Source organism: Mycobacterium europaeum (assembly GCF_002102155.1).
Lineage (GTDB): Bacteria > Actinomycetota > Actinomycetes > Mycobacteriales > Mycobacteriaceae > Mycobacterium > Mycobacterium europaeum.
Genome location: NZ_LQOU01000011.1, coordinates 29048 through 48831 on the forward strand (window position 1 = coordinate 29048; position 19784 = coordinate 48831).

A 19784-nucleotide genomic window follows, 5' to 3' on the forward strand; every position below is an offset into this window, starting at 1 on the left:
GCGAATTGCTCACTTGACGGGCTGAGCGTATTGGTGCGGTTTTGGTTGTCGCAAGGTGGTCACGTCCACCCGGTCGGCCTGCCGGACGGACATCCGCGCCCCGACACGCTTGACGCTGTCCTCGGCGCCGCCCGGTATGTTCATCGCCGCGGCCAGGGTGGGCGGATCGCCAATCGCCAGAATTGAATACGGCGGCGTCAGCGTCTTGTTGTCGACGGTCAGCGAGCCAGGGGTACCCACTACCCAGGTATCGACACCTACCCGCACCGACTGGTGTGCGTCGTTGATCTCGATGGCCTCCGCGCCGGCGGCGCGCAGTTCGTTGATGACGTCGAGCATGACCTCCGGCGCCACTCCGGGCCCGGGATCGTCGATCGTGACGATGACGCCCGGCCCGGTGGCTCCGACCGCGCCGGCCAGGATGGACAGCGCCGCCAGCCTGGCCTGTGCGGCCGCGATGGCGGCCTGGTCGTTGTTACCGGACGCCTGCAGCGAATTCAGCGTGTTCTGCAATTCGCTCACCTCGGCGTTGAGGGTGGCCTCCCGCTGCCGCAGCGAATCCAGCAACACCAGCAAGTCCGCCGGGCGCGCCGTGTCCAGCGAATCGCCCGACTCGTTCTGGCGGACCTGCGTGACGATGGCGATGCCCAACAGCAGACACAACAGCACCGCCAACGTCCCGAATGCCATCCGGGAACGACCACCGCGGACCAGGCCGGACAACCCGGTGCGGTGCACCGGCCCGATCTCCGGGCGGGGGCTTTTCGTCGGCAGTTCGTGGCGGCCGTGCTGCGCGCGGCCCGCTGCTTCACGGCTTTCGGCGGCGCCGTCTGCCGGGTCCTGGCTCACGCCGGCCTCACCGCAGTCATCACGCCGCTCCTCTTCATCTCTCCGTCCCCCTCGCCGCTTCGCGGCTGGGGGTGCCCCCACTGCATCGTCGCCTGCGCATCACGCCCCGAACAGCCGGCGCCGCAGCGCGGCGGCGTTGCCGAAGATGCGGATTCCCAACACGACGATGATGGCCGTGGACAACTGCGTGCCCACACCCAGTTGGTCGCCGACATACACGATCAGGGCCGCCACGAAAACGTTGAACACGAACGAGATCACGAAGACTTTCGGGTCGAAGATCCGCTCCAGGTAGGCGCGCAACCCGCCGAACACCGCGTCGAGCGCCGCGACCACCGCGATGGGCAGGTAGGGCTGGACGACCTCGGGCACGGCGGGGTGGAAAACCAGGCCGAGCACGATGCCGATCGCCAGCGCCGCGATGCCGATCATGCTCGATGTCCCGACTCGCACAGGGGGTGCTGTCTGCCGAGGACTTCTCTCACTGTGGCCCAATCTGTTTGGCGAACTTGGTGTCGCGGATCGATCCGGCGGGAAGCGTCAGTCCGTCGGCGGCGTCGACGGTGACGACGACGCCATAGGAGGCCTCGAGCAGCCTGAGCCGCTGCCGGCCGGAGCTTTGGTCGAAGACGTCCCGCATCGCCCGCGGCGGTCCCACCGCCAGGATCGTGTACGGGCTGTTGGTGGGGTTGTTGTCGACGAGGATCGCCCCGCCTGCCTGCCGGATGGTCGCGTCGGGCCCGATGCGGACGCCGCCGACCGAAATCGCCTCGGCGCCGCTGGCCCACAACGAGTTGACGACCAGCTGCAGATCCCGGTCCAGGATGATCTGCCGGCTGCCGCTGATTCGCTGTTTGGACACGTCGGAAAGGTTCGGGCCGGCGCCCGGGTCGGTCACGGTCACCTTCAGTCCGGGGCCGATCACCGCCGTGCTGGCCGCCGCCAGACCCAGCGCGTCGAGGCGCGCCAACAGCCGCTGCCCTTCGGCGTCGTCGGCCAGCGCGCGGCGCTGCACGTCGTCCACCCGTGCAGACAGCTCGCTGCGCCGCTGGGCGAGCTTGGTCGCCGAGTTCTCGGTCGAACGCACATTGCCCAGCAGCAGCTGCTGCGCGGAGCGCACGCCGGGGGCGACCGAGCGGGCCTGGGCGACCGCCGCGGCGAAGACCGTGGCGATCAGCAGCGCCGCCAATGCCTGCCAGAGCCAGCTCGCTGCGCGTTCGTGCCCCCCGCCGGCGCCGGCGGCGTCGCTGCGCCTGGCAGCGGCGGCGGCGTAACCGGGATCCAGGTGCTCGGACAGCAGGGCACGCAACAGTGAGGGCACCGGGATCAGCTTCGGCCGCGCGGCCACATGGGCGCTGCGGCCGGCGTTCGGGTCGTAGCCGCCGAGCAGGCGGTCGCCGTCAGCCATTTCCGACCGCCTTGGACGCCGCGGGCGGGCGAGTGCCATGTCTGAGCCGCGGCATCCGCCGCACGACCAACGTCATCTGGACGGCGTACAGCGCGAACGACCAGAGGTAGGCGTACAAGCCCCAGATCAGGAACGCCCAGCCGCAGGCGCCGACGACCCGGCTCCACAGCGCGTCCCAGGTGCCGAGCAGCACCAGCGGAAAGCCGGACATCAACGCGAACGTGGCGGCCTTCCCGATGTAGGTCACCGGCAGCGCGGACAGCCCGCGGCTCCACACCAGCGGCAGCGTCGCGGCCAGCAGCCCGTCACGCGCCAGCAGGATGGCGACGAACCACCACGGCACGATCCCGCTCCACGCCATCACGACGGGAACGCCGACCATGTACAGGCGGTCGACCGCCGGGTCGAGCAGGACACCCAGCCGCGACGACTGGTCGAGCAGCCGGGCGATCTTGCCGTCGGCCCAGTCGGACGCACCGCTGAACATCAAGATCCCGACCGCCCAGCCGTTGGCGTGCGCGACCAGCAGGGCGTAGGCGAACACGCCGATGAGCACCAGGCGAATGGCGCTCAGCGCGTTGGGCACCGTCAGCACCCGGCTGGGCGGAAGCGCCGGCTCCATAAGCCGTGACCTTAGCCCGACGACGATGCGGTCCGCAGCGCGGACCGCGGTGGGCACCCCCAGCCGCATGGCGGCGAGGGGCGAGTCGGGCAATGGGCTCAGTGAATGCCGACTGGGCGGCTGGGCGCACACTCGGTGGTCCGCGCGCGACCTAGCGGAAGACCCCGGGCAGGCTCAGGGTCGACAGCGTGTCATCCGACAGCGGGTTGTCGTTGACCATGTAGGTCCACGTCGACGTCGGCCGGGCCAGCTTGGAAAGGTCCAGCCCCTGTTCCTCTTCCAGGACGTTGGCGGTCTCGAAGGTCTGCTGCGCGGCCTCGATGGCGTCCGCGGCCAGCGACGCGAACGCGTCGACGGCCAACCGGTGGAACTCGTCCAGCGGGTTCTGCCGGCCCAGCGCCCGCAGGTGGATGCTTTCCCGGATGTCGGCCAGGTATGCCAGGTGATCGGCCCAGCCGCGGTCCAGGTGATAGAGCATGATCTGCCGGCAGATGGTCTCCAGCCGATCCTCGGGGATTCCCCCGCGAGCGGGAGGTGCCCCCACCTCGGCCAGCTCCTTGTACCGCTTGGGCGCCAGCTCCGCGAGCTCCTCGCGCGCGGTTGGCGTGCGCAGCAACGTGTTTCGCCGATCGACGATGATGGCGCGCTGCTGGGCGATGAGCTGGTTGTAGCGCCAGGTGTTGGCGTGCACGTCGAGCATCCGGCCCTCGGCGACGCGCTGGGCGTGGTCGAGCAGCCCGGCCGCCTTGGGGCTGACGATCCGCCCGTCGTCGTCGGTTTCCATGGGCAGCTTGTTGTGGTCGAGGTTGGCCGCCACGACGTCGTCTTCCCAACTCGAGAAGAACACCGACGAGCCCGGGTCGCCCTGGCGCCCGGCGCGCCCGCGCAGCTGGTTGTCCAGTCGCTCGGTGTGGTGCCGGCCGGTGCCCACCACGTGCAGCCCGCCGAGTTCGGCGACCCTGTCGTGGTCGGCTTCGTCGGAGCCCCCGAGCCGAATGTCGGTGCCCCGTCCCGCCATCTGTGTCGACACGGTGACCACCCCGAACTTGCCGGCCTCGGCGATGACCTCCGCCTCCTCGGCGTCGTTCTTGGCGTTGAGCACCACCGCGGGCACGCCGCGGCGCAGCAGCCGCTCGTGCAGTTCCTCCGATTCGGCCACGTCGCGGGTGCCGACCAGCACCGGCTGCCCGGTCGCGTGCACCTCGGCGATGTGCGCGACGATCGCGTCGTTCTTGGCGGCGTCGGTGATGTAGACGCGGTCGGACTCGTCCTCGCGAATGTTGGGTTCGTTCGGGGGAATTGGTGACACGCCCAGCTTGTAGAACTGGCGCAGCTGCTCCCCGGCCGCCAGCGCCGTTCCGGTCATTCCGCAGACGGTCTGATAGCGGTTGATCAGCGCCTGCACCGTGATGGTGTCGAGCACCTCGCCGGTTTCGGTGGTCTCGATCCCCTCCTTCGCCTCGACGGCGGCCTGGAGGCCGTCCGGCCAGCGTTGCAGCTGCGCGATGCGGCCGCGCGCGGCATTGATCAGGTGCACGGCGTCGTCGCGGACGATGTAGTGCACGTCGCGTTGCAACAGCACGTGCGCGTGCAGGGCGACGTTCACCTCGGTCAGGGTCGTGCCGACGTGCTCCTCGGAGTAGAGGTCGATGCCGCCGAGCGCCTTCTCCACTTTGCGGGCCCCGACGTCGGTGAGATGGACGTTGCGGCTGTCGGAGTCGGTGTCGTAATCGGTCTCCGGGGACAGCTCACCGACCAGCTTGATGATCTCCAGCCGCGGCGTCTCGCGGTGCGTCGTGCCCGCCAGCACCAACGGCACCAGCGCCTCGTCGACCAGCACCGAGTCGGCCTCGTCGATCAGGGCCACGTCGGGGTTGGGCGACACCAGGTCGTCGACGTCGACCACGAGCTGGTCGCGCAGCACGTCGAAGCCGATTTCGTTGACCGAGGCGTAGGTGACGTCGCAGCCGTAGGCCGCGCGGCGCTCCTCGCTCGTCGACTCGGCGGTGATCCAGCCGACCGTCAACCCCATCGCCTCGATGAGGGGGCCCATCCACTCCGCGTCACGGCGGGCCAGGTAGTCGTTGATGGTCACCACGTGGACATGCCGCCCGGCCAGGGCGTACCCGGCCGCGGCGATCGCCCCGGAGAGGGTCTTGCCCTCACCGGTGGCCATTTCGATGACGTCGCCGGCGAGCATGCGCAGCGCCCCGAGCAGCTGCACGTCAAACGGACGTAGGGTCGTCGATCTTTCGGCCGCCTCCCTGGCGATGGCGAGGAACTGCGGGATGTCCTCGGACTCGGCGAGGTCGTCGAGTTTGAGCAGCCCGGCGGCCTTGCGTAGCTGCTCGTCGGTGAGGCCGGCGGCTTCCTCGTCGTATTCCGACGAGTCGGTGACCTGGGCGAGGGACCGGCTGCGGTTCTTCTCGGTGCTGGCGCCGAGCAGTCGCCAAAAACGGCTGCTCAGACGGCCGGGCTGCGGGCGGGGGGTCTTTGACACAGGTCAACGGTACGCGACCCGCCAGCCCGCGGGTCCGCCCGCGACACGCGGTTCACGCGAGGTTGGAGCGCCGGGGATAGGCCACATCGGGGTCGGTGAGCACGTTGACGACGGCGGGCAGGCCGCTGGCAAAGGCCCGTTCCAGCGCGGGCCGCAGCCCGGCCGGCGCGGAGACCAGCTCGCCGTGGCCACCGAGGGCGCGCACCACCTCGTCGTAGCGTGTTCCCGGGCGCAGTTCGGCCACCACCGAATAGCCGTACAAGGCCTCCATGGGGTGCTTCTCGAGCCCCCAGATCCCGTTGTTGCCGATCACAGAGACGACGGGCACGCGGTGGCGTACCAGGGTGTCCCATTCCATGCCGCTGAAGCCGAACGCGCCGTCGCCCTGCAACAGGACCACCTGGCGCTCGGGCCGGGCCAGCTTGGCGGCCAGGGCGTAGCCGGGGCCCGAGCCGAGGCAGCCGAAGGGGCCGCTGTCCAGCCAGCAGCCGGGCAGGTAGCTGTCGATCACCCGGCCGGCGTAGGACCCGAAATCACCGCCGTCGATGACGACGATGGCGTCGCGGTCCAGCATCGGGGCGAGCTCGGCATACACCCGCATGGGGTGCAGCGGGATGCGGTCGTCGGCGAGCTCGGCCTTCTCCTTGCCGCGCGCCGCGGTCTCGGCCGTCCGCAGTTCGTCGATCCAGTCCCGGTGGTCGGTGCCGCCCCCGGCGGCCAGCGCCGCAAGTGTCGACAACAGGTCGCCGTAGAGCTCGGCTTCGACAGGGCGGGGATGATTGCGCTGCGGTGCGCTGCGATCCGCGACGATGAGCCGGGTCTGCGCGCCGAACACCGCGCCGAAGCCGAGCCGGAAATCCATGGGCACCCCGACGATCAGCGCAACATCGGCCTCGCCCAACGCTTTTCCGCGCACCCGGGAGAACGCCAGCGGGTGATCGGCGGGCACCGCGCCACGGGCCATTCCGTTCATCAGCACCGGGATCTGCAGTTCCTCGGCAAGGCGTAGCAGGGCCGCCTCCCCGTGTCCCCACCAGACGTTGGTGCCCGCCATGATGACCGGCCGCTTCGCCCCGGACAGCAGGCCGGCGGCGCGGCCCAGCGCGTCACCGTCGGGAGTCGGCCCCGGCGGCAGGTCGGCGAGGGCGCCGGGGCGGCCGTGATCCTCGGACATTGAAAACACGTGGTCCATGGGGAAGTCGACGAAGCCGACGCCCGACGGGGCGCCGACCGCCGCCCGCAGCGCCTCGTCGACCAGCCGTCCCGCGTCCTCGGCCGACTGCGCCGTGGCGGCGAAGCGGGTCAGCGGCGCCACGAACGGCACGTGGTCGATCTCCTGCAGCGAGCCCATGCCCCACCGCCCCGCGGGCGCCCGCCCGCCCAGCACGACGAGGGGCGACAGGTTCTGCTGCGCGGCCGCCATCGCGCTCATCCCGTTGGTGACGCCCGGTCCCGCGGTGAGCGCGGCGACGCCGGGCACCCGCGTCACTTTCGACCAGCCTTCGGCGGCGAAGGCCGCGGTCTGCTCATGGCGGGTGTCGATCAGCCGGATGCCCTCCTCTCGGCAGCCGTCGTAGACGGAGAACAGGTGACCGCCGGACAAGGTGAAGACGGTGTCGACACCGCTGGCCCGCAGGCGTCGCGCGACGAGCCGGCCCGCGTGCAATGTTTGTGTGGGGATGGCGTCGGTGCTCATAACCGCAGCCTATCCAGATCCTTCGGGTACCTTCGCCGGAGGATTTCAAGTTCCAGCAGAGTCCACCAGCGCGACCGTGAGGAGACAGCGACCATGGGCCCGAAGCCGTTCAAGCCCTCGATCGACTGGTCGACGGCCCCCATCGATTCTTTGCGGTGGGTGGCCGTCGCGTGGCTGATCAGCGCGGTGGTGCTCTTCGTCGTGCTGGTCGCCTTCCGGTATCTCACGCCGTGGGGCCGGCAGTTCTGGCGGATCACCCGCGGGTACTTCGTCGGCGCCCGCAGCGTGCGGGTGTGGCTGATGCTGGGCGTGCTGTTGCTGTCGGTGCTGCTGTCAGTGCGGCTGATGGTGTTGCTCAGCTATCAGGGCAACGACCTGTACACGGCGGTGCAGAAGGCGGTGCAGGGTCTCGCGGCCGACGACGACGCGGTCAAACAGTCTGGGATTCATGGCTTCTGGATGTCGATCGCGATTTTCAGCGTGCTGGCGGTCTTGTACGTGATCCGGTTCATGATCGACATCTACTTGACCCAGCGGTTCATCATCGCCTGGCGCATGTGGCTGACGGCGAATCTCACCGATGACTGGCTCGCCGGGCGGGCCTACTACCGCGACCTGTTCATCGACCACACCATCGACAACCCCGACCAGCGCATCCAGCAGGACATCGACATCTTCACCGCCAATGCGGGCGGCACCCCGAACATCCCGTCCAACGGCACCGGCAGCACCTTGCTGTTCGGTGCGGTCAACGCCGTGGCCTCGGTGATTTCCTTTGCGGCGATCCTGTGGAACCTGTCCGGAAATCTGACCGTGCTCGGCGTTGACCTGCCCCGCGCGATGTTCTGGACCGTGCTGGTTTACGTGCTGGTCGCCACGGTGGTGGCGATCTGGTTGGGCCATCCCCTGATTCGACTCAGCTTCGACAACGAGAGGCTCAACGCCGCATTCCGGTATGCGCTGGTGCGATTGCGCGACGCCGCGGAGGCGGTGGGCTTCTACCGCGGTGAGCGCGTCGAGCGGAACCAGCTGTGGCGGCGCTTCACCCCGATCATCGACAACTACCGCAAATTCGTGCGTCGGACCATCATCTTCAACGGCTGGAACTGGTCGGTCTCGCAGGCAATCGTGCCGTTGCCGTGGGTGATCCAGGCGCCGCGTCTGTTCGCCGGCCGGATCGACTTCGGCGATGTGGGTCAGAGCGCGACGGCCTTCGGCAATATTCAGGATTCGCTGTCGTTCTTCCGCAACAACTACGACGCCTTCGCCGCCTTCCGGGCATCGATCATCCGGTTGCACGGCCTGGTCGACGCCAACGAGAAGGGGCGCGCGCTGCCGACCATCCTGGTCAAGCCGAGCGAAGAGACCGCCGTCGAGCTTCGCGACCTCGAGGTGCGCACGCCGGCCGGCGACCGCCTGATCGACCCGCTCGATGTCCAACTCGCCGAGGGGGATTCGCTGGTGATCACCGGTCGCTCCGGGGCCGGTAAGACCACGCTGCTGCGCAGCCTGGCGGAGTTGTGGCCGTACGCCTCCGGCACCCTGTGCCGCCCCGACGGCGACAACGCGACGATGTTCCTGTCGCAGTTGCCATACGTGCCATTGGGCAGCCTGCGCACCGTGGTCTGCTACCCGAACTCCCCGGATGACGTCTCCGATGCCGAACTGCGGGAGGCAGTCACCAAAGTGGCCCTGGCGCCACTGCTCGACCGGCTCGACGAAGAGCGGGATTGGGCCAAGGTGCTTTCCCCCGGGGAGCAGCAGCGTGTCGCCTTCGCGCGCATCCTGCTGACCAAACCCAAGGCGGTATTCCTCGACGAGGCCACCTCGGCGCTGGACGAGGGCCTGGAGTTCGCGCTGTACCAACTCCTGCGGACCGAGCTGCCCGACTGCGTGGTGGTCAGCGTCAGCCATCGGCCCACCGTCGAGCAGCACCACGAGCAAGAGCTGCAACTGCTCGGTGGCGGCCCGTGGCGGCTGGGCCCCGTGGAGGAGAAGAAGGAACCCGCTCGGGTTTAACGCTTTTGGGCCGCGTGCGCTCCGGCGCCCGGTCGTAACGCGCCTACGCGCCCCCGGCGCGGTGCGCCGCGTGCGCTCCGGCGCGGCGGCCGAAGAACGATCCCTCCCCCAGTTGCGTACCGCTGGCGTAGCCCTTGCCGTCCTGGGCGATGTTGGACGCGCACGCCCCGGCCGCATACAAGCCCGGCACGACCGTGCCGTCGTGACGCAGTACCTCGCCGTCCACCGACGTGGCGAGCCCACCGATGGTGAAACCGGCGTACATCGCCTTACCCAGCGACATGTCGAACGCGCCCCACGGCCCTTGGTCTTGTGCGGCGAGGAATTCGGGCTGCTTGTGGAAGTCGGGGTCCTCGCCGCGGGCGGCGTTGGCGTTGTAGCGGTCCAGCGTCGCCGCCAGGTTTCCCTCCGGAATGCCAAGCGCGGCTTCCATTTCCGGGACGGTCTCCCACCCGTCGATCAGCGGGACCAGCGGCATCTTGGGGTGCTCCAGGTGCGCCTCGTCGACGATGAGGAACGCCGCGCTGTCGGGCTGGTCCATGATGAACCCCGAAGTCCTCGAATGGTACGAATCCTCGGCGACGAAGCGCTGTCCGAGCTTGTTCACGATGATCCCCGTCAACAGGATCGACGGCGGGTACGGCGGGGCCGTGATGAAGATCTGGTCCATGTGCTCGGTTGCGCCGCCCGCCGAGACGCCCAGGCGGATGCCCAGGCCGTCGTCGTACGTATTGCCCAGCACGAACGGTTTCTCGGCCAGCTTGGGCGTGTACTCGGCAACCATCTCCGGGTTCATCACGAAGCCCCCCGCGGCGATGACCACCGACTTTGCCTTGGTCGCACCGGTTTCGGAGAACTGCTTCCACGCGACACCGCTCACCGCACCCGAACCGTCGACGATGAGCTCGGTGGCGCCCGTCTCGTACCGGATCTGCACGCCCAGGTCCGCGGCGCGCTTGAGCAGCAGGTCGATCACCATGCTGGCGCCGCCGGTGTCGCCGGGCACGGGGACCTTGTGGCCGCGCGGCGCCGGCACCGCCTTCTCCAGGAATGGCCACACCTTCTCGTTGCCGGTGAACATCAGCCCCTCGGTGTTGGGCTGGATGACCGCCTTGCCCGGGAAGTAACTGCGCTCGAATTGAAAACCCAAGTCTTCCAGCCAGTTGAAATGCTCGACGCTGCCCTCGCAGTAGGCGCGAATCTTGTCGTGGTCGGGCTGGCGGGACACGGCGACCAGGTACTTGTACATCTCCTCGGCCGAGTCGGGGTGACCGGTCGCCTGCTGGACCGCCGTTCCGCCGCCCAGGTAGAAGTGGCCCCCGGCAAGCGAGGTGGTGCCGCCCGCCGCTGCGGCGCGCTCCAGCACCAACACGCGCGCCCCGGCGGCCGCCGCGCTGACGGCCGCGCAGCCACCCGCGATGCCGAAGCCGACCACGACCACGTCGACATCATCGGACCACGACGTGACGTCGTCCGCGCTGACCGTTGCCGGTATCTCGGTGCTCATTGGCGCCACTCCTCTTCATCCCTGCGTCCCCCTCGCCGTCCCCCGCAAGCGGGAGGTACCCCCACCGCGGCTGGGGGTGCCCCCACTGCGTCGTCGCTGGCGCGGCTCATCGCTGCTCCTGTTTGATGTAGTCGTAGAACGCCCTCATCTCGGGTGCGATGTAGGCGATCTCCACAAATGGCACCGCCGCCTGTGGCGCCGAGAGATAACCGAACTGGATCCCGCCGGGCATCACACCTTGCTGCACCACCGCCGCTCCGAACTCCGCGGCCCCGGCCAACGTCGCCTCGAACTGCTCGGGGCTTTCCACCTCCATGCAGATGTGGTGCAGACCCGGCCCGGATTCGCGCAGAAAGTCACTATAGATGTTCTCGCCGCGGAGCGGTTGGATCAGCTCCAGTTGCATGTCACCGAGGTAGCTCAGCGAGATGCTGGCGACGAAATCGGCCGGCTTACCGAGGTAGCTGCAGGAGTCCGGAGCAAAGTGCACGTCGGGTATCCGGACCCATTTGCGCACGCCTAACATGCCGGTAAGGGCGGTTTCGGTGGCGGCCAGGTCGGTGGTGACCCACGCGATCTGCGTCGGTGATTCAACGAGAACGGTCATCGTCTCGCAGGATAGTCCAATGGCTCGCCCGCCAGTAAGGGCCGCGGAGACTTTGCCACGACGAGCCGCCGCGGTCACGCCGAAGCCGGGTGAACATGTTCTAATTCGGCCCCGCGACTATCCGTGCCGGCCCAGCATGTCCACCAGCAGCCGAAGCTGTGCCTCGAACACCGCCTCGGGATCGGTCAGGGTGTCGTCACCGTACTGCCCGAACACCTCGAGGCTGATCGCACCCAACACGCCCGCCCACAACAGGAAGCACTTGGCGACGACCTGGTCATCGCCGGGGAACCCGAACTCCTGGCGGATCCGCTCGAAGTCCGACGACATGGGTTGGGGCGCAACGGCGTCCGTGAGCCTGATGTCTCCGGTGGCAATCCCCGACGCCACGGCGTCGAAGAAGGCGGCCACCACTCTGGTTCCCACCGCGACGGTGCGTTCGGGTGGCGCGTGATACCCGGGCACGGGGCTGCCGTACAGCAGGGCCCAGCGGGCCGGGTGCGCGACGGCCCACCGCCGTGTGGCCAGCGAAATCGCGACGACATCGTCACTCCAGAGGTCCCCGACCGCCTCACGGGCCCGGTCCACGGCGTCGGCCAGGTCCGTGTAGGCATCGACCAACAGCAGCGTCAGCAACTCGTCCCGGCTGGATACGTACCGGTACACGGCCGACGACACCATGCCCAGATCCCGGGCGATCGCACGAACGGACAGCCCGGCCGCGCCGCGTTCGACCAACTGCCGGCGGCCGAGCTCGACGATGCGCGCCTCGATCTGCTCCCGCGTTTCCTGGCGTTTGCCCACGAAGTGAGTCTGACACAACCGAGATCACTGCTCTTGCTTTCTGGGCAGGACTGTGGCAGCGTGCGCGGTTGAGAGAGCGGTGCTCTCTCTTATTCCGGCAGGAGGACACGACATGTCGACGCGATACGAAGAGCCGAACGGATTGGCCCGGGCCGCCAACGCGGTGATCCGCTGGCTTGCCGAGATCGGGGTCAGCGTCGCCGGGACGCGCGCGCTGCGGGTCCGGGGGCGCAAGAGCGGCAAGCCGCGGACGGTGGTCATCAACCTGCTCACCGTCGACGGCGTGGACTATCTGGTCTCGCCGCGGGGGAACACCCAGTGGGCACGAAACGTCAGGGTCGCGGGCGTGGTCGAGACGGGTCCCCGCTGGCGCAGGCGGCGCGCCCGAGCCAGCGAGGTGGCCGACCCGGCGAAGCCCGAGCTGCTGCGGCGGTATCTGGACCGCTGGTATTGGCAGGTCAAGGACTATGTCGCGGGGCTGACCCCGGACAGCACCGATGAGCAGTTCCGCGCCGCCGCACCGACGATCCCGGTGTTCGCGCTCGCGGAGGCGAACGGGAACCGCTGAATCGCTTAGCGGGCGCCGACCCGCGCCACCCCGAGGTCCTCACGGACCTCTTCGGACGTGGCCCGCCACGACACCGCCGCCGGGAAATTGCCCCAGACGCTGTTGAAGATCCCCACGAGCAGGCCGGGGCCGGCGCTGGAAGGCAGGTACACCGGGCCGCCGGAGTCGCCGTTGTGGCTCTGTACGCCGTTCGACATGGTGAACCAGCCGTTGTTGACGCTTTCCACTGTCCCGCAGGTCTCGCCGGTGCTGACCCCGAAGTGGCAGATCGCCTGTCCGGGGGCGAGCGCCGCCGCCGGATTCGAGATCAGCGGACGCCCGCCCGGCAGGACGTTGTTCGCCATGACGCCGTTGTCCAGCACGATCGCCTCGTAGTCGGTGATCAATTGGTCGGTGGCCACGGTCGTGCCGCTCGGTGTGTTGTCCCGGAAGGCGGCCAGGCGGCCGATGACGGCTCCCCCGCGGTCGGTGACGACTCCCGCGCCGCCGCGGCAGTGCCCCGCGGTGAACGCGATCTTGAGGGCGGGGTCGACGTAGCCCAGCGTGCAGACGCGGTTGTCCTGTCGAATCTCCATGCCCGGATAGACCACGACGGGGTCGGCTTTGGCCGGCGCGGGTGGCAGGGCTTGCGCGAGCGCGGCGGCGGTGACGGACGCGATGAACGCGTGCATTGCCAGGCGACGCACCATCGAACTCCGATCCGTCGGGGCCAAATCTCGACCGATTTGAGATTACGGCGTGACTTTGCGTTACGCAGAAGTGTTCGCGCCGTCCGCCGCCGGCGTTACGTCGTCGTCGCGAGGGGAAGCGCGGCCTCCGGGTGGCCCGCGGTGCGCGGAGCCCAGCCCGGCGGGCCGAACACGTAACCCAACCGATCCCGCAGGCGGGTCGCCGATCGCCAGTCGCGGGCGATCGCCACGTACTCGTGGGTCTGCAGCTTCCAGATGTTGAACGTGTCGACCTGCTTGGTCAGCCCGTAATGCGGGCGGAACAGCTCGGCCTGGAAGCTGCCGAAAAGGCGGTCCCAGACGATGAGGATGCCGCCGTAATTCTTGTCGAGGTAGATCTGGTCCATCCCGTGGTGCACCCGGTGGTGCGACGGGGTGTTGAACACGAATTCGAAGGGTCGTGGCAGCTTGTCGATCCGCTCGGTGTGTACCCAGAACTGGTAGATCAGGCTGATGGAGAAACTGAAGAACACCATCCATGGCGGGACTCCCAACAGCGGCAGGGGAACCCACATCAAGATCTCGCCGCTGTTGTTCCACTTCTGGCGCAACGCGGTGGCGAAGTTGAAGTATTGGCTCGAGTGATGCGCCTGATGCGTCGCCCAGATCAACCGGACCCGGTGGGCGATCCGGTGGTAGGCGTAATACAGCAGGTCGACACCAAGGAGCGCGATGACCCACGTGTACCACCTGCCCACCGAGAGATGCCACGGCGCCACGTAGGCGAAGAGCGCGGCGTAGCCGAACAGGGCCAGGGTCTTCCAGGCGGCGGTGGTCCCCACCGAGACCAGTCCCATCGAGATGCTGGCCATCGAGTCGCGGGTGAGGTAGGCGCCGGAGACGGGCCGTTGCTCCTCGACAATGCTTTCCAGCTTCCGGGCCGCCGCCCATTCCAGCGTCAACAGCAACAAGAAGAACGGAATGGCAAGCAGCACCGGGTCCCGCATCTGCGGGGGCAGCGCCGACACAAAGGCTGAGAGCGTACTCACAGGGACAAGACTACGACGCGCGACGCGGTGGTCGGGTCGCCTTGGTCCGGTATGCGGGCCGCACCGGCTCGACGTGGACCGATGGACGCCCGGGCCCTAGCCGCGCCCCTCCGATTGCGCTTCGTCGCCGGCGTACCACTGCACCGCCCGGACTCCGGGTTGCAGGGACAGCTCCGCCACCAACCGCTCCAGCCGGGAGGGGGCGTCCCCGTCCATGAGTAGGTGTGCGGTCAAGGTGATTCCGTCGTCGTCGGCCTGACCGGTATGGATTCCCCGCAGCGTGATGTCGTTGCTGCTGGCGTGCTGCACGATCTGGGCGCGTGCGTACTTCTCGTGCTTGGGGCGAGAGACCACCTGCACCAGGTAGGGCCGCAGGCTTTCGTCTTCGTCGCCGGTGTTGTCGCGGTCGATCAGCCTGCCCAGGGGCCGCCCGAGAAGGTGGATGCCGATCACGGTCCCGGTGCCGATCAACGCGAAAACCAGATGGCCGGACGCCGCCAGGACACCGATCGCCGCCGAACACCACAGGGTGGCGGCGGTGTTCAGGCCGCGGACGTTGACCCCTTCACGCAGGATCACCCCACCGCCGAGGAACCCGATGCCGGACACGACGTACGACGCGACCCTGGTGGGGCTGGTGTCCGTGGTGGCGGCGGCGTACAGCACGAACAACGTCGCGCCACCGGCGACCAGGGCGTTGGTGCGCAGGCCGGCCCGCCGCGCCCGCCATTGCCGCTCCAGACCGATGAGGGCGCCACAACCCACCCCGACGGCAAGCCGGAGCGCGAAATCAGCGACGCTCAGCGTCTCCATCGGCGCTCCCTTTCTCGTCCGCGGTTCCGCGCGGGCAGCCAATCAGATTCAGGTGAACGGCCGGTGGACCACAAGCCCATCAGTCACTGTGCGTCCACGCGCCCGACACCCGTGGGCAACCTGCGGACGCGATGGCGGCGCCGAGCTAGCTCTTGTTGAGTTGCTGAGGACAGTAGTACTTCGCGGCGATCGCCAAAAACGACGTTGCGTGATCGGTGGTGAGTCCGGGGTTTTGGGCTTTGAGTTCGTCGACCATCTGGGGCCCGTACTCGCCGTTGCCCATCGACTCGCACACCGCTCGCGCGAACTGGACGGCCGCGTCCGAGGTCTTGTAGGTGATACCCGCGCTGCGCAGCGACGCCAGAAAGCTCGACTCGTCGGCGCCACCGGTATCGGGCTCGCCGTACGCGGGCGCCGCAAATGTGATCACGGCGCAAGCACCGATCAGCGCCCCGAGCAGCTTCATAGCTGGCGATTGTCTCATGTCGGATCGTCGTGCGCAGCGCGGCAGCGCGATGGCTGAATCGCGTTAGCGCTCAGGGCGACTCGGCGATCGCCGCCGCGCGTCAGGCTTTGCTGAGTTGGTGCGGGCAGTAGTACTTCGCCGAAAGCATGGCGAAGTTGGACGCCATCTCCATGTCCATACCCGGATTGTGCATCTTCACGTCGTGCAGCACCTCCAGGCCCGACTCCCCGTTGTTGAGGCACGAACACACCGCCCGGCCCGCCCCGACGGCCGCATCCGGGCTGGCGAAGCTGAAGCCGGCTTGATGCAGGGCGGAGAGGAACGCACCGTCGTCACCGTCGGGTTCCGGCGGAGGACCGGCGTGTGCCGGCGCGGCCAGGCCGATCACGAGGGGAACACCCACGAGCAATAACCACCGTTTCATCACTTACCTTCTTTCATCGCGACGGCAATACGTATTGGACGCCAGCTCTTTCGCACTTGAACCGCTGAATATCATTGGCAACTAACCAATTTGGGCGTCAGCGGGCAAGATCTTGGACTTGTCGCCCTTTTTCAGGTGCACCGCGTGGATGCCGGGCTTCTTCGCCAGCTGCTCGAGCAGGGCGTCGAGGCCTTCCTGATCGACGCTGTGGTGCTGCACCGTTTCCGGTTTCTCCGATATCTGCGCGACCAGCCGCTTGAGCTGTTCGGGCGACTGTTTGTCTTTGAGATCCTTGATCGGTTTCATCCGGTTGCGCACGCCGGCACCGACCACGGTGGGCCCCCCGGCGCCGAGCGCGCTGCCCAGCATCCCCGCCATCCCCATCGAACTGAACAGGCTGCCCTCGCCGAGCGCGGCGGCCGGCACCGCCTCGGGCCCGGCGGCCGACAGCGCGGCGGCCACCGTACGGATGGCCGGCGTGGCCGAGGCCCAGCTGGGTGGAACCGTCAACGACCCCACCAGCGTGCCGCGGGCGAAGCCCGCCGTCGGGCTGAGGGCGTCGAAGAGCGTTCCCCGGCTGAAGCCGAGCGCCCCGAGCCCCGCTCCCAGTGCGTCCTTCGGCAGCGCACCGTAGGCGACGGGCGGGGCGAACTTGAGCCACTGTGAAACGGGGAAGTTGATCAGCAGTCCGATGTCGTTGAACGTGGTGGTGAGGCCAAGCGGGACCTTGACGGCGTTGTACATCGCTGTGTAGTAGTTCGCCCCGCCGGGGACGGTGTTCAAGAGGTTTGTCCAGAAGGTTTGGTAGGCGGTGCCGAGGTTGGCGAGCCACGCCAGTGGCCCGGTGGCCCCGGTGGTGGTGCTGGCCACGTTCGCCGTTCCTGCGATGTTTTTGGTGACGGCGCCGGCAGTCGTGTTCACGGCCCGAGTCAGCGCGGCCGCCTGCATCGGCGCAGCCGCTTTGCTGGTCGTCTGCGGGGCGGGGCTGAACTCCTGCAAGCTGTTCGACACGGTCGCGGACGACGCGAAGTACGTGTCCATCGCCGTCGCGTCTTGGGCCCACATATCGCCGTATTCGGACTCATTCGCCGCGATCGCGGCGGTGTTCTGCCCGAACAGATTGGTCGCCACCAGCTGCGCCAACAGCGCGCGGTTGGCCGCGATCACCGGCGGCGGCACGTGTGCGGCGAACGCCGCCTCGTAGGCCGCGACGGCCTGCGTGGCCTGCGCCGCGGTTTGAGCGGCCTGGGCTGCGGTCTGCTGTATCCAGGCCACGTATGGCGCGGCCGCGGCCGCCATGGCCATCGACGACGGGCCGACCCACGGCCCGGTGGTCAAACTTGACACCACCGACGAGTAGGCGGACGCGGTGGACTGCAGGTCGGCCGCGAGGTTCTCCCACGCCGTCGCCGCAGCAACCAGGGACTCGGCTCCCGGGCCGCTGTACATCCGGCCGGAGTTGAACTCCGGCGGAAAGGCTCCGTAAAACATCGCTATTCCCCTTGCCTGCTCGAGCGCACCCGCATGTGCGGTGCTGGACTGGTAGGTGTTGTGGTCATCGGTCAGTCCTCGAGGGCGGGGATGACGATAATGGTGGCCGCGGCGGGATCGGCCTCGGCGACCACGCCGCCGAGCGAGCCGGCAGCCTTGACAGCGCTGGTGCCCACCGAATGAGTTGCGCTGCTGGCGACGGCGCGGCCCAACAGACTGGACAGCCCCATCTGGCTGAACATGCCCTCTTCGCCGGCCAGTGTGGCGGCCGGGACGGCGAGGTTGGTGGGCATCACCTGAGCGAGCGTCCGCATCGCTGGGGCGGCTTCGGTCCAGCCTTGCGGCACCGACATGCTCCCGACGAGGGCCGCCTTACCCACCGAGCCTGACACCTGTCCGCCGACAGCGGAGCTGAGCATAGGCCTGACCGCACTGGACCCACTGGTCAGCGGCGCAAGCGCACCGGTGATCGCCTTCGGGCCGGACAAATAGGCCGCGGCGCTCTGCCCGTTCTGGCCCCACGCGTACGCCTGTCCGAACGACAGGAACGGGCCGCCGGGAATGGTGCTCCACGACTGCGGCGAGTACACGCCGGTGGCGGCCGCCCAGAAAGTGTTCCAGTTCTGGACGATGGGAGGCACGGTGAGCCCGGTCGAAGTCGTGCCGGCATTCGGTGCCGCGCTGCCGACGTTCGAGACAGCTTGCATCGTGGTGCTCAGGTGCGACAACTGCACGGCGGTGTTCGAGCTGGACTGCGCACTGGACTGGGTGACCGCGGCCGCCTGCATCGGGGCGGCTGATTGGTTGGTGGTCTGGGGCGGCTCGGCGAACGGCGTCAGCTGCGATGCGGTCGCCGACGAGGCCGCGTAGCCGTACATCGCGGCGGCGTCCTGCGCCCACATCTCCATGTACTGGGCCTCGGTGGCGGCGATTGCCGGGGTGTTCTGGCCGAGGATGTTCGTGGCGATCAACGTCGCCAGCAGCGCGCGGTTGGCCGCGATCACCGGCGGCGGGACCGTTGCGGCGAAAGCCGTCTCGTAGGCGCCCGCGGCCAGCTTGGCCTGGGTGCCGGTCGCTTCGGCCTGCGCGCCGATGGCGTTGATCCATGCCACGTAAGGGGCCGCCGCGGCGGCCATCGCGATCGACGACGGCCCCGTCCAGGGTCCCGCCGTCAGCGCTTCGACCACCGAGTTGTACGACGCTCCGGTGGCCTGCAACTCGGCGGCCAACTCGTCCCACGCCGCCGCGGCGGCCAACAACGGACCCGACCCCGCGCCGACGTACATCCGCCCCGAGTTAACCTCCGGCGGAAGCGCTCCGAAATCCAGCATCTCCTACCTCCGGTCCCCTAAGTGGCCGCCATGGTAGGCGGGGCTTTGCTGCCCTGGCCGCATCCGACCCACGGTTCTAATGAAACGCATCAAATCCGTCCTTGAGGCCATGAGCTCATTTCACACGTGTCGGACAACAGACCATTTCTCCTTACCTGAAGCCCCCGAAAAGATTGGTGCGCAGCCCACTTCTTTGGCTGCACCACGAATATAAGGGAATCGTGACCGCACTGTATTCGGCCAGCGTTCCCGGCAGGTAACGCCGTGTAAAAAGCAAATGTCACCGAGCCGTTCGATCGTGTGAGAACTTTGCCCTCCCAGCTATTTCTGTTAGCCCATAGACATAGTGTTCAGCCCTGCTTTATGGCGCACACCAGCAACGGTTCGTGACGAATTTCACAACCGCGGCTTTACAATGCAATGATTGGCATAGCCGACGCTATAGCGCCGCTAGGCTAAATCAACTCTGACCTAAGATTGATGCGGAATCGCAGAGCCCGAATAACCTCCTATTTCATCCTGCAATACAGCACAAAAGGCCGCGTGCAGCAACGCTGCAAAACACTCATCGGTTTCTGGACCGACAGGCTCTTTGTGACCGTGTCAGCCCGCAATAATTTATGTCCTCAATTTCACACGTGGTTACGCCCAGCTGGATCCGACGGCGCTGTCGGTGCTGGCCATGTTGCTGCCGGCGCTTTGCACCTTCTGCCCGTGGGCGTTGGCCTGCTCGTAGATCACCTGGAAGTTGCGACCCAACTGGGTGATGAACTCCTGGCAGGCCACCGAACCCGCACCGCCCCAGAAGTCACCCGCAGCAAGCACATCGCGCACGATGGCCTGATGTTCGGCCTCCAGAGACGCGGCCTGGGCGCGGATCAAGGCACCGTGGGCGTCGACATCGCCGAACTGATAGTTGATTGTCATGCAATTCCCCTAGCGTTCATCAACACGAAGGGTAA

At 67.9% G+C, this 19784-nt stretch carries 19 protein-coding genes and 1 pseudogene; 2 read left to right on the forward strand and 18 right to left on the reverse strand.

Annotated elements, in window-relative coordinates; genetic code table 11:
* Positions 1 to 9: 9 nt before the first annotated feature.
* From AWC03_RS05720 to AWC03_RS05745, 6 genes are all read right to left on the reverse strand, one after another.
* Complete coding sequence (locus AWC03_RS05720; RefSeq protein ID WP_085239562.1) at positions 10 to 849, reverse strand: DUF881 domain-containing protein; 840 nt, start codon at positions 847 to 849, stop codon at positions 10 to 12.
* A gap of 99 nt (positions 850 to 948) precedes the next feature.
* Entirely contained in the window at positions 949 to 1281 is a 333-nt protein-coding gene (locus tag AWC03_RS05725) for a small basic family protein (RefSeq protein ID WP_007170008.1), read from the reverse strand.
* A 49-nt stretch (positions 1282 to 1330) separates the two neighbouring features.
* The gene (locus AWC03_RS05730) at positions 1331 to 2257 is read right to left on the reverse strand and encodes a DUF881 domain-containing protein (protein ID WP_085239563.1); all 927 of its coding nucleotides are present in this window, start codon (positions 2255 to 2257) and stop codon (positions 1331 to 1333) included.
* Positions 2250 to 2879 (reverse strand): CDP-alcohol phosphatidyltransferase family protein, encoded by a 630-nt coding sequence (locus tag AWC03_RS05735; RefSeq protein ID WP_085239564.1) that lies wholly within the window; start codon positions 2877 to 2879, stop codon positions 2250 to 2252. The genes AWC03_RS05730 and AWC03_RS05735 overlap by 8 nt, the downstream gene beginning before the upstream one ends.
* Positions 2880 to 3030: 151 nt before the next feature.
* Positions 3031 to 5379, reverse strand: a complete 2349-nt coding sequence (gene secA2, locus AWC03_RS05740; RefSeq protein ID WP_085239565.1) for an accessory Sec system translocase SecA2 — start codon at positions 5377 to 5379, stop codon at positions 3031 to 3033.
* Positions 5380 to 5431: 52 nt separating this feature from the next.
* Positions 5432 to 7075: an acetolactate synthase gene (locus AWC03_RS05745; protein ID WP_085239566.1), complete on the reverse strand. Its 1644-nt coding sequence runs from the start codon at positions 7073 to 7075 to the stop codon at positions 5432 to 5434.
* A gap of 93 nt (positions 7076 to 7168) precedes the next feature.
* On the opposite strand from AWC03_RS05745, the gene AWC03_RS05750 reads away from it, so the two are divergent.
* Entirely contained in the window at positions 7169 to 9094 is a 1926-nt protein-coding gene (locus AWC03_RS05750) for a vitamin B12 ABC transporter pemease/ATP-binding protein BacA (protein ID WP_085239567.1), read from the forward strand.
* A gap of 43 nt (positions 9095 to 9137) precedes the next feature.
* On the opposite strand, the gene AWC03_RS05755 is transcribed toward AWC03_RS05750, so the two are convergent.
* The 4 genes and pseudogenes from AWC03_RS05755 to AWC03_RS05765 all read right to left on the reverse strand — a co-directional run bounded on the left by AWC03_RS05755 (position 9138) and on the right by AWC03_RS05765 (position 12012).
* Positions 9138 to 10601 (reverse strand): FAD-binding protein, encoded by a 1464-nt coding sequence (locus AWC03_RS05755; protein WP_085239568.1) that lies wholly within the window; start codon positions 10599 to 10601, stop codon positions 9138 to 9140.
* A pseudogene (locus AWC03_RS28280) lies at positions 10598 to 10705 on the reverse strand (hypothetical protein); the annotation flags it as partial. The pseudogene AWC03_RS28280 and the gene AWC03_RS05755, both read right to left, overlap by 4 nt.
* A 2-nt stretch (positions 10706 to 10707) precedes the next feature.
* Positions 10708 to 11208, reverse strand: coding sequence for a VOC family protein (locus AWC03_RS05760; RefSeq protein WP_085239569.1), 501 nt, complete (start codon positions 11206 to 11208; stop codon positions 10708 to 10710).
* A gap of 117 nt (positions 11209 to 11325) precedes the next feature.
* Positions 11326 to 12012: a TetR/AcrR family transcriptional regulator gene (locus tag AWC03_RS05765; protein ID WP_208859402.1), complete on the reverse strand. Its 687-nt coding sequence runs from the start codon at positions 12010 to 12012 to the stop codon at positions 11326 to 11328.
* Positions 12013 to 12124: 112 nt separating this feature from the next.
* Between AWC03_RS05765 and AWC03_RS05770 the strand changes: the two genes are divergently transcribed.
* Positions 12125 to 12580 carry a nitroreductase/quinone reductase family protein gene (locus AWC03_RS05770; RefSeq protein WP_085239571.1) on the forward strand — a complete coding sequence of 152 codons (456 nt, stop codon included), beginning with the start codon at positions 12125 to 12127 and terminating at the stop codon, positions 12578 to 12580.
* Positions 12581 to 12585: 5 nt separating this feature from the next.
* On the opposite strand, the gene AWC03_RS05775 is transcribed toward AWC03_RS05770, so the two are convergent.
* The 8 genes from AWC03_RS05775 to AWC03_RS05810 form a co-directional block, all read right to left on the reverse strand.
* Positions 12586 to 13269, reverse strand: a complete 684-nt coding sequence (locus AWC03_RS05775; RefSeq protein ID WP_085239572.1) for an Rv1815 family serine proteinase — start codon at positions 13267 to 13269, stop codon at positions 12586 to 12588.
* A gap of 95 nt (positions 13270 to 13364) precedes the next feature.
* A complete protein-coding gene (locus AWC03_RS05780; RefSeq protein WP_090423290.1) occupies positions 13365 to 14255 on the reverse strand; it encodes a sterol desaturase family protein in 891 nt (296 codons plus the stop codon).
* Positions 14256 to 14393: 138 nt separating this feature from the next.
* Positions 14394 to 15110: an MgtC/SapB family protein gene (locus AWC03_RS05785; RefSeq protein ID WP_085239574.1), complete on the reverse strand. Its 717-nt coding sequence runs from the start codon at positions 15108 to 15110 to the stop codon at positions 14394 to 14396.
* A gap of 145 nt (positions 15111 to 15255) precedes the next feature.
* Complete coding sequence (locus tag AWC03_RS05790) at positions 15256 to 15576, reverse strand: DUF732 domain-containing protein (RefSeq protein WP_085239575.1); 321 nt, start codon at positions 15574 to 15576, stop codon at positions 15256 to 15258.
* Positions 15577 to 15676: 100 nt separating this feature from the next.
* On the reverse strand, positions 15677 to 16003 hold the full coding sequence (locus AWC03_RS05795) for a DUF732 domain-containing protein (RefSeq protein ID WP_085239576.1): 327 nt from the start codon (positions 16001 to 16003) through the stop codon (positions 15677 to 15679).
* A gap of 78 nt (positions 16004 to 16081) precedes the next feature.
* Positions 16082 to 17491 (reverse strand): PPE family protein, encoded by a 1410-nt coding sequence (locus AWC03_RS05800; RefSeq protein WP_085239577.1) that lies wholly within the window; start codon positions 17489 to 17491, stop codon positions 16082 to 16084.
* Positions 17492 to 17562: 71 nt separating this feature from the next.
* Positions 17563 to 18822, reverse strand: coding sequence for a PPE family protein (locus AWC03_RS05805; RefSeq protein ID WP_085239578.1), 1260 nt, complete (start codon positions 18820 to 18822; stop codon positions 17563 to 17565).
* 642 nt (positions 18823 to 19464) lie between these two features.
* Positions 19465 to 19749, reverse strand: a complete 285-nt coding sequence (locus AWC03_RS05810; RefSeq protein WP_046182844.1) for a WXG100 family type VII secretion target — start codon at positions 19747 to 19749, stop codon at positions 19465 to 19467.
* Positions 19750 to 19784: the final 35 nt, after the last annotated feature.

Coding starts and splice junctions, on each gene's coding strand:
- AWC03_RS05725 (WP_007170008.1), bottom strand. CDS start 1,281: ATGATCGGCATCGCGGCGCTGGCGATCGGCATCGTGCTCGGCCTGGTT.
- AWC03_RS05730 (WP_085239563.1), bottom strand. CDS start 2,257: ATGGCTGACGGCGACCGCCTGCTCGGCGGCTACGACCCGAACGCCGGC.
- AWC03_RS05735 (WP_085239564.1), bottom strand. CDS start 2,879: ATGGAGCCGGCGCTTCCGCCCAGCCGGGTGCTGACGGTGCCCAACGCG.
- AWC03_RS05745 (WP_085239566.1), bottom strand. CDS start 7,075: ATGAGCACCGACGCCATCCCCACACAAACATTGCACGCGGGCCGGCTC.
- AWC03_RS05750 (WP_085239567.1), top strand. CDS start 7,169: ATGGGCCCGAAGCCGTTCAAGCCCTCGATCGACTGGTCGACGGCCCCC.
- AWC03_RS05755 (WP_085239568.1), bottom strand. CDS start 10,601: ATGAGCACCGAGATACCGGCAACGGTCAGCGCGGACGACGTCACGTCG.
- AWC03_RS05760 (WP_085239569.1), bottom strand. CDS start 11,208: ATGACCGTTCTCGTTGAATCACCGACGCAGATCGCGTGGGTCACCACC.
- AWC03_RS05770 (WP_085239571.1), top strand. CDS start 12,125: ATGTCGACGCGATACGAAGAGCCGAACGGATTGGCCCGGGCCGCCAAC.
- AWC03_RS05775 (WP_085239572.1), bottom strand. CDS start 13,269: ATGGTGCGTCGCCTGGCAATGCACGCGTTCATCGCGTCCGTCACCGCC.
- AWC03_RS05780 (WP_090423290.1), bottom strand. CDS start 14,255: ATGCGGGACCCGGTGCTGCTTGCCATTCCGTTCTTCTTGTTGCTGTTG.
- AWC03_RS05785 (WP_085239574.1), bottom strand. CDS start 15,110: ATGGAGACGCTGAGCGTCGCTGATTTCGCGCTCCGGCTTGCCGTCGGG.
- AWC03_RS05790 (WP_085239575.1), bottom strand. CDS start 15,576: ATGAAGCTGCTCGGGGCGCTGATCGGTGCTTGCGCCGTGATCACATTT.
- AWC03_RS05800 (WP_085239577.1), bottom strand. CDS start 17,491: ATGTTTTACGGAGCCTTTCCGCCGGAGTTCAACTCCGGCCGGATGTAC.
- AWC03_RS05805 (WP_085239578.1), bottom strand. CDS start 18,822: ATGCTGGATTTCGGAGCGCTTCCGCCGGAGGTTAACTCGGGGCGGATG.
- AWC03_RS05810 (WP_046182844.1), bottom strand. CDS start 19,749: ATGACAATCAACTATCAGTTCGGCGATGTCGACGCCCACGGTGCCTTG.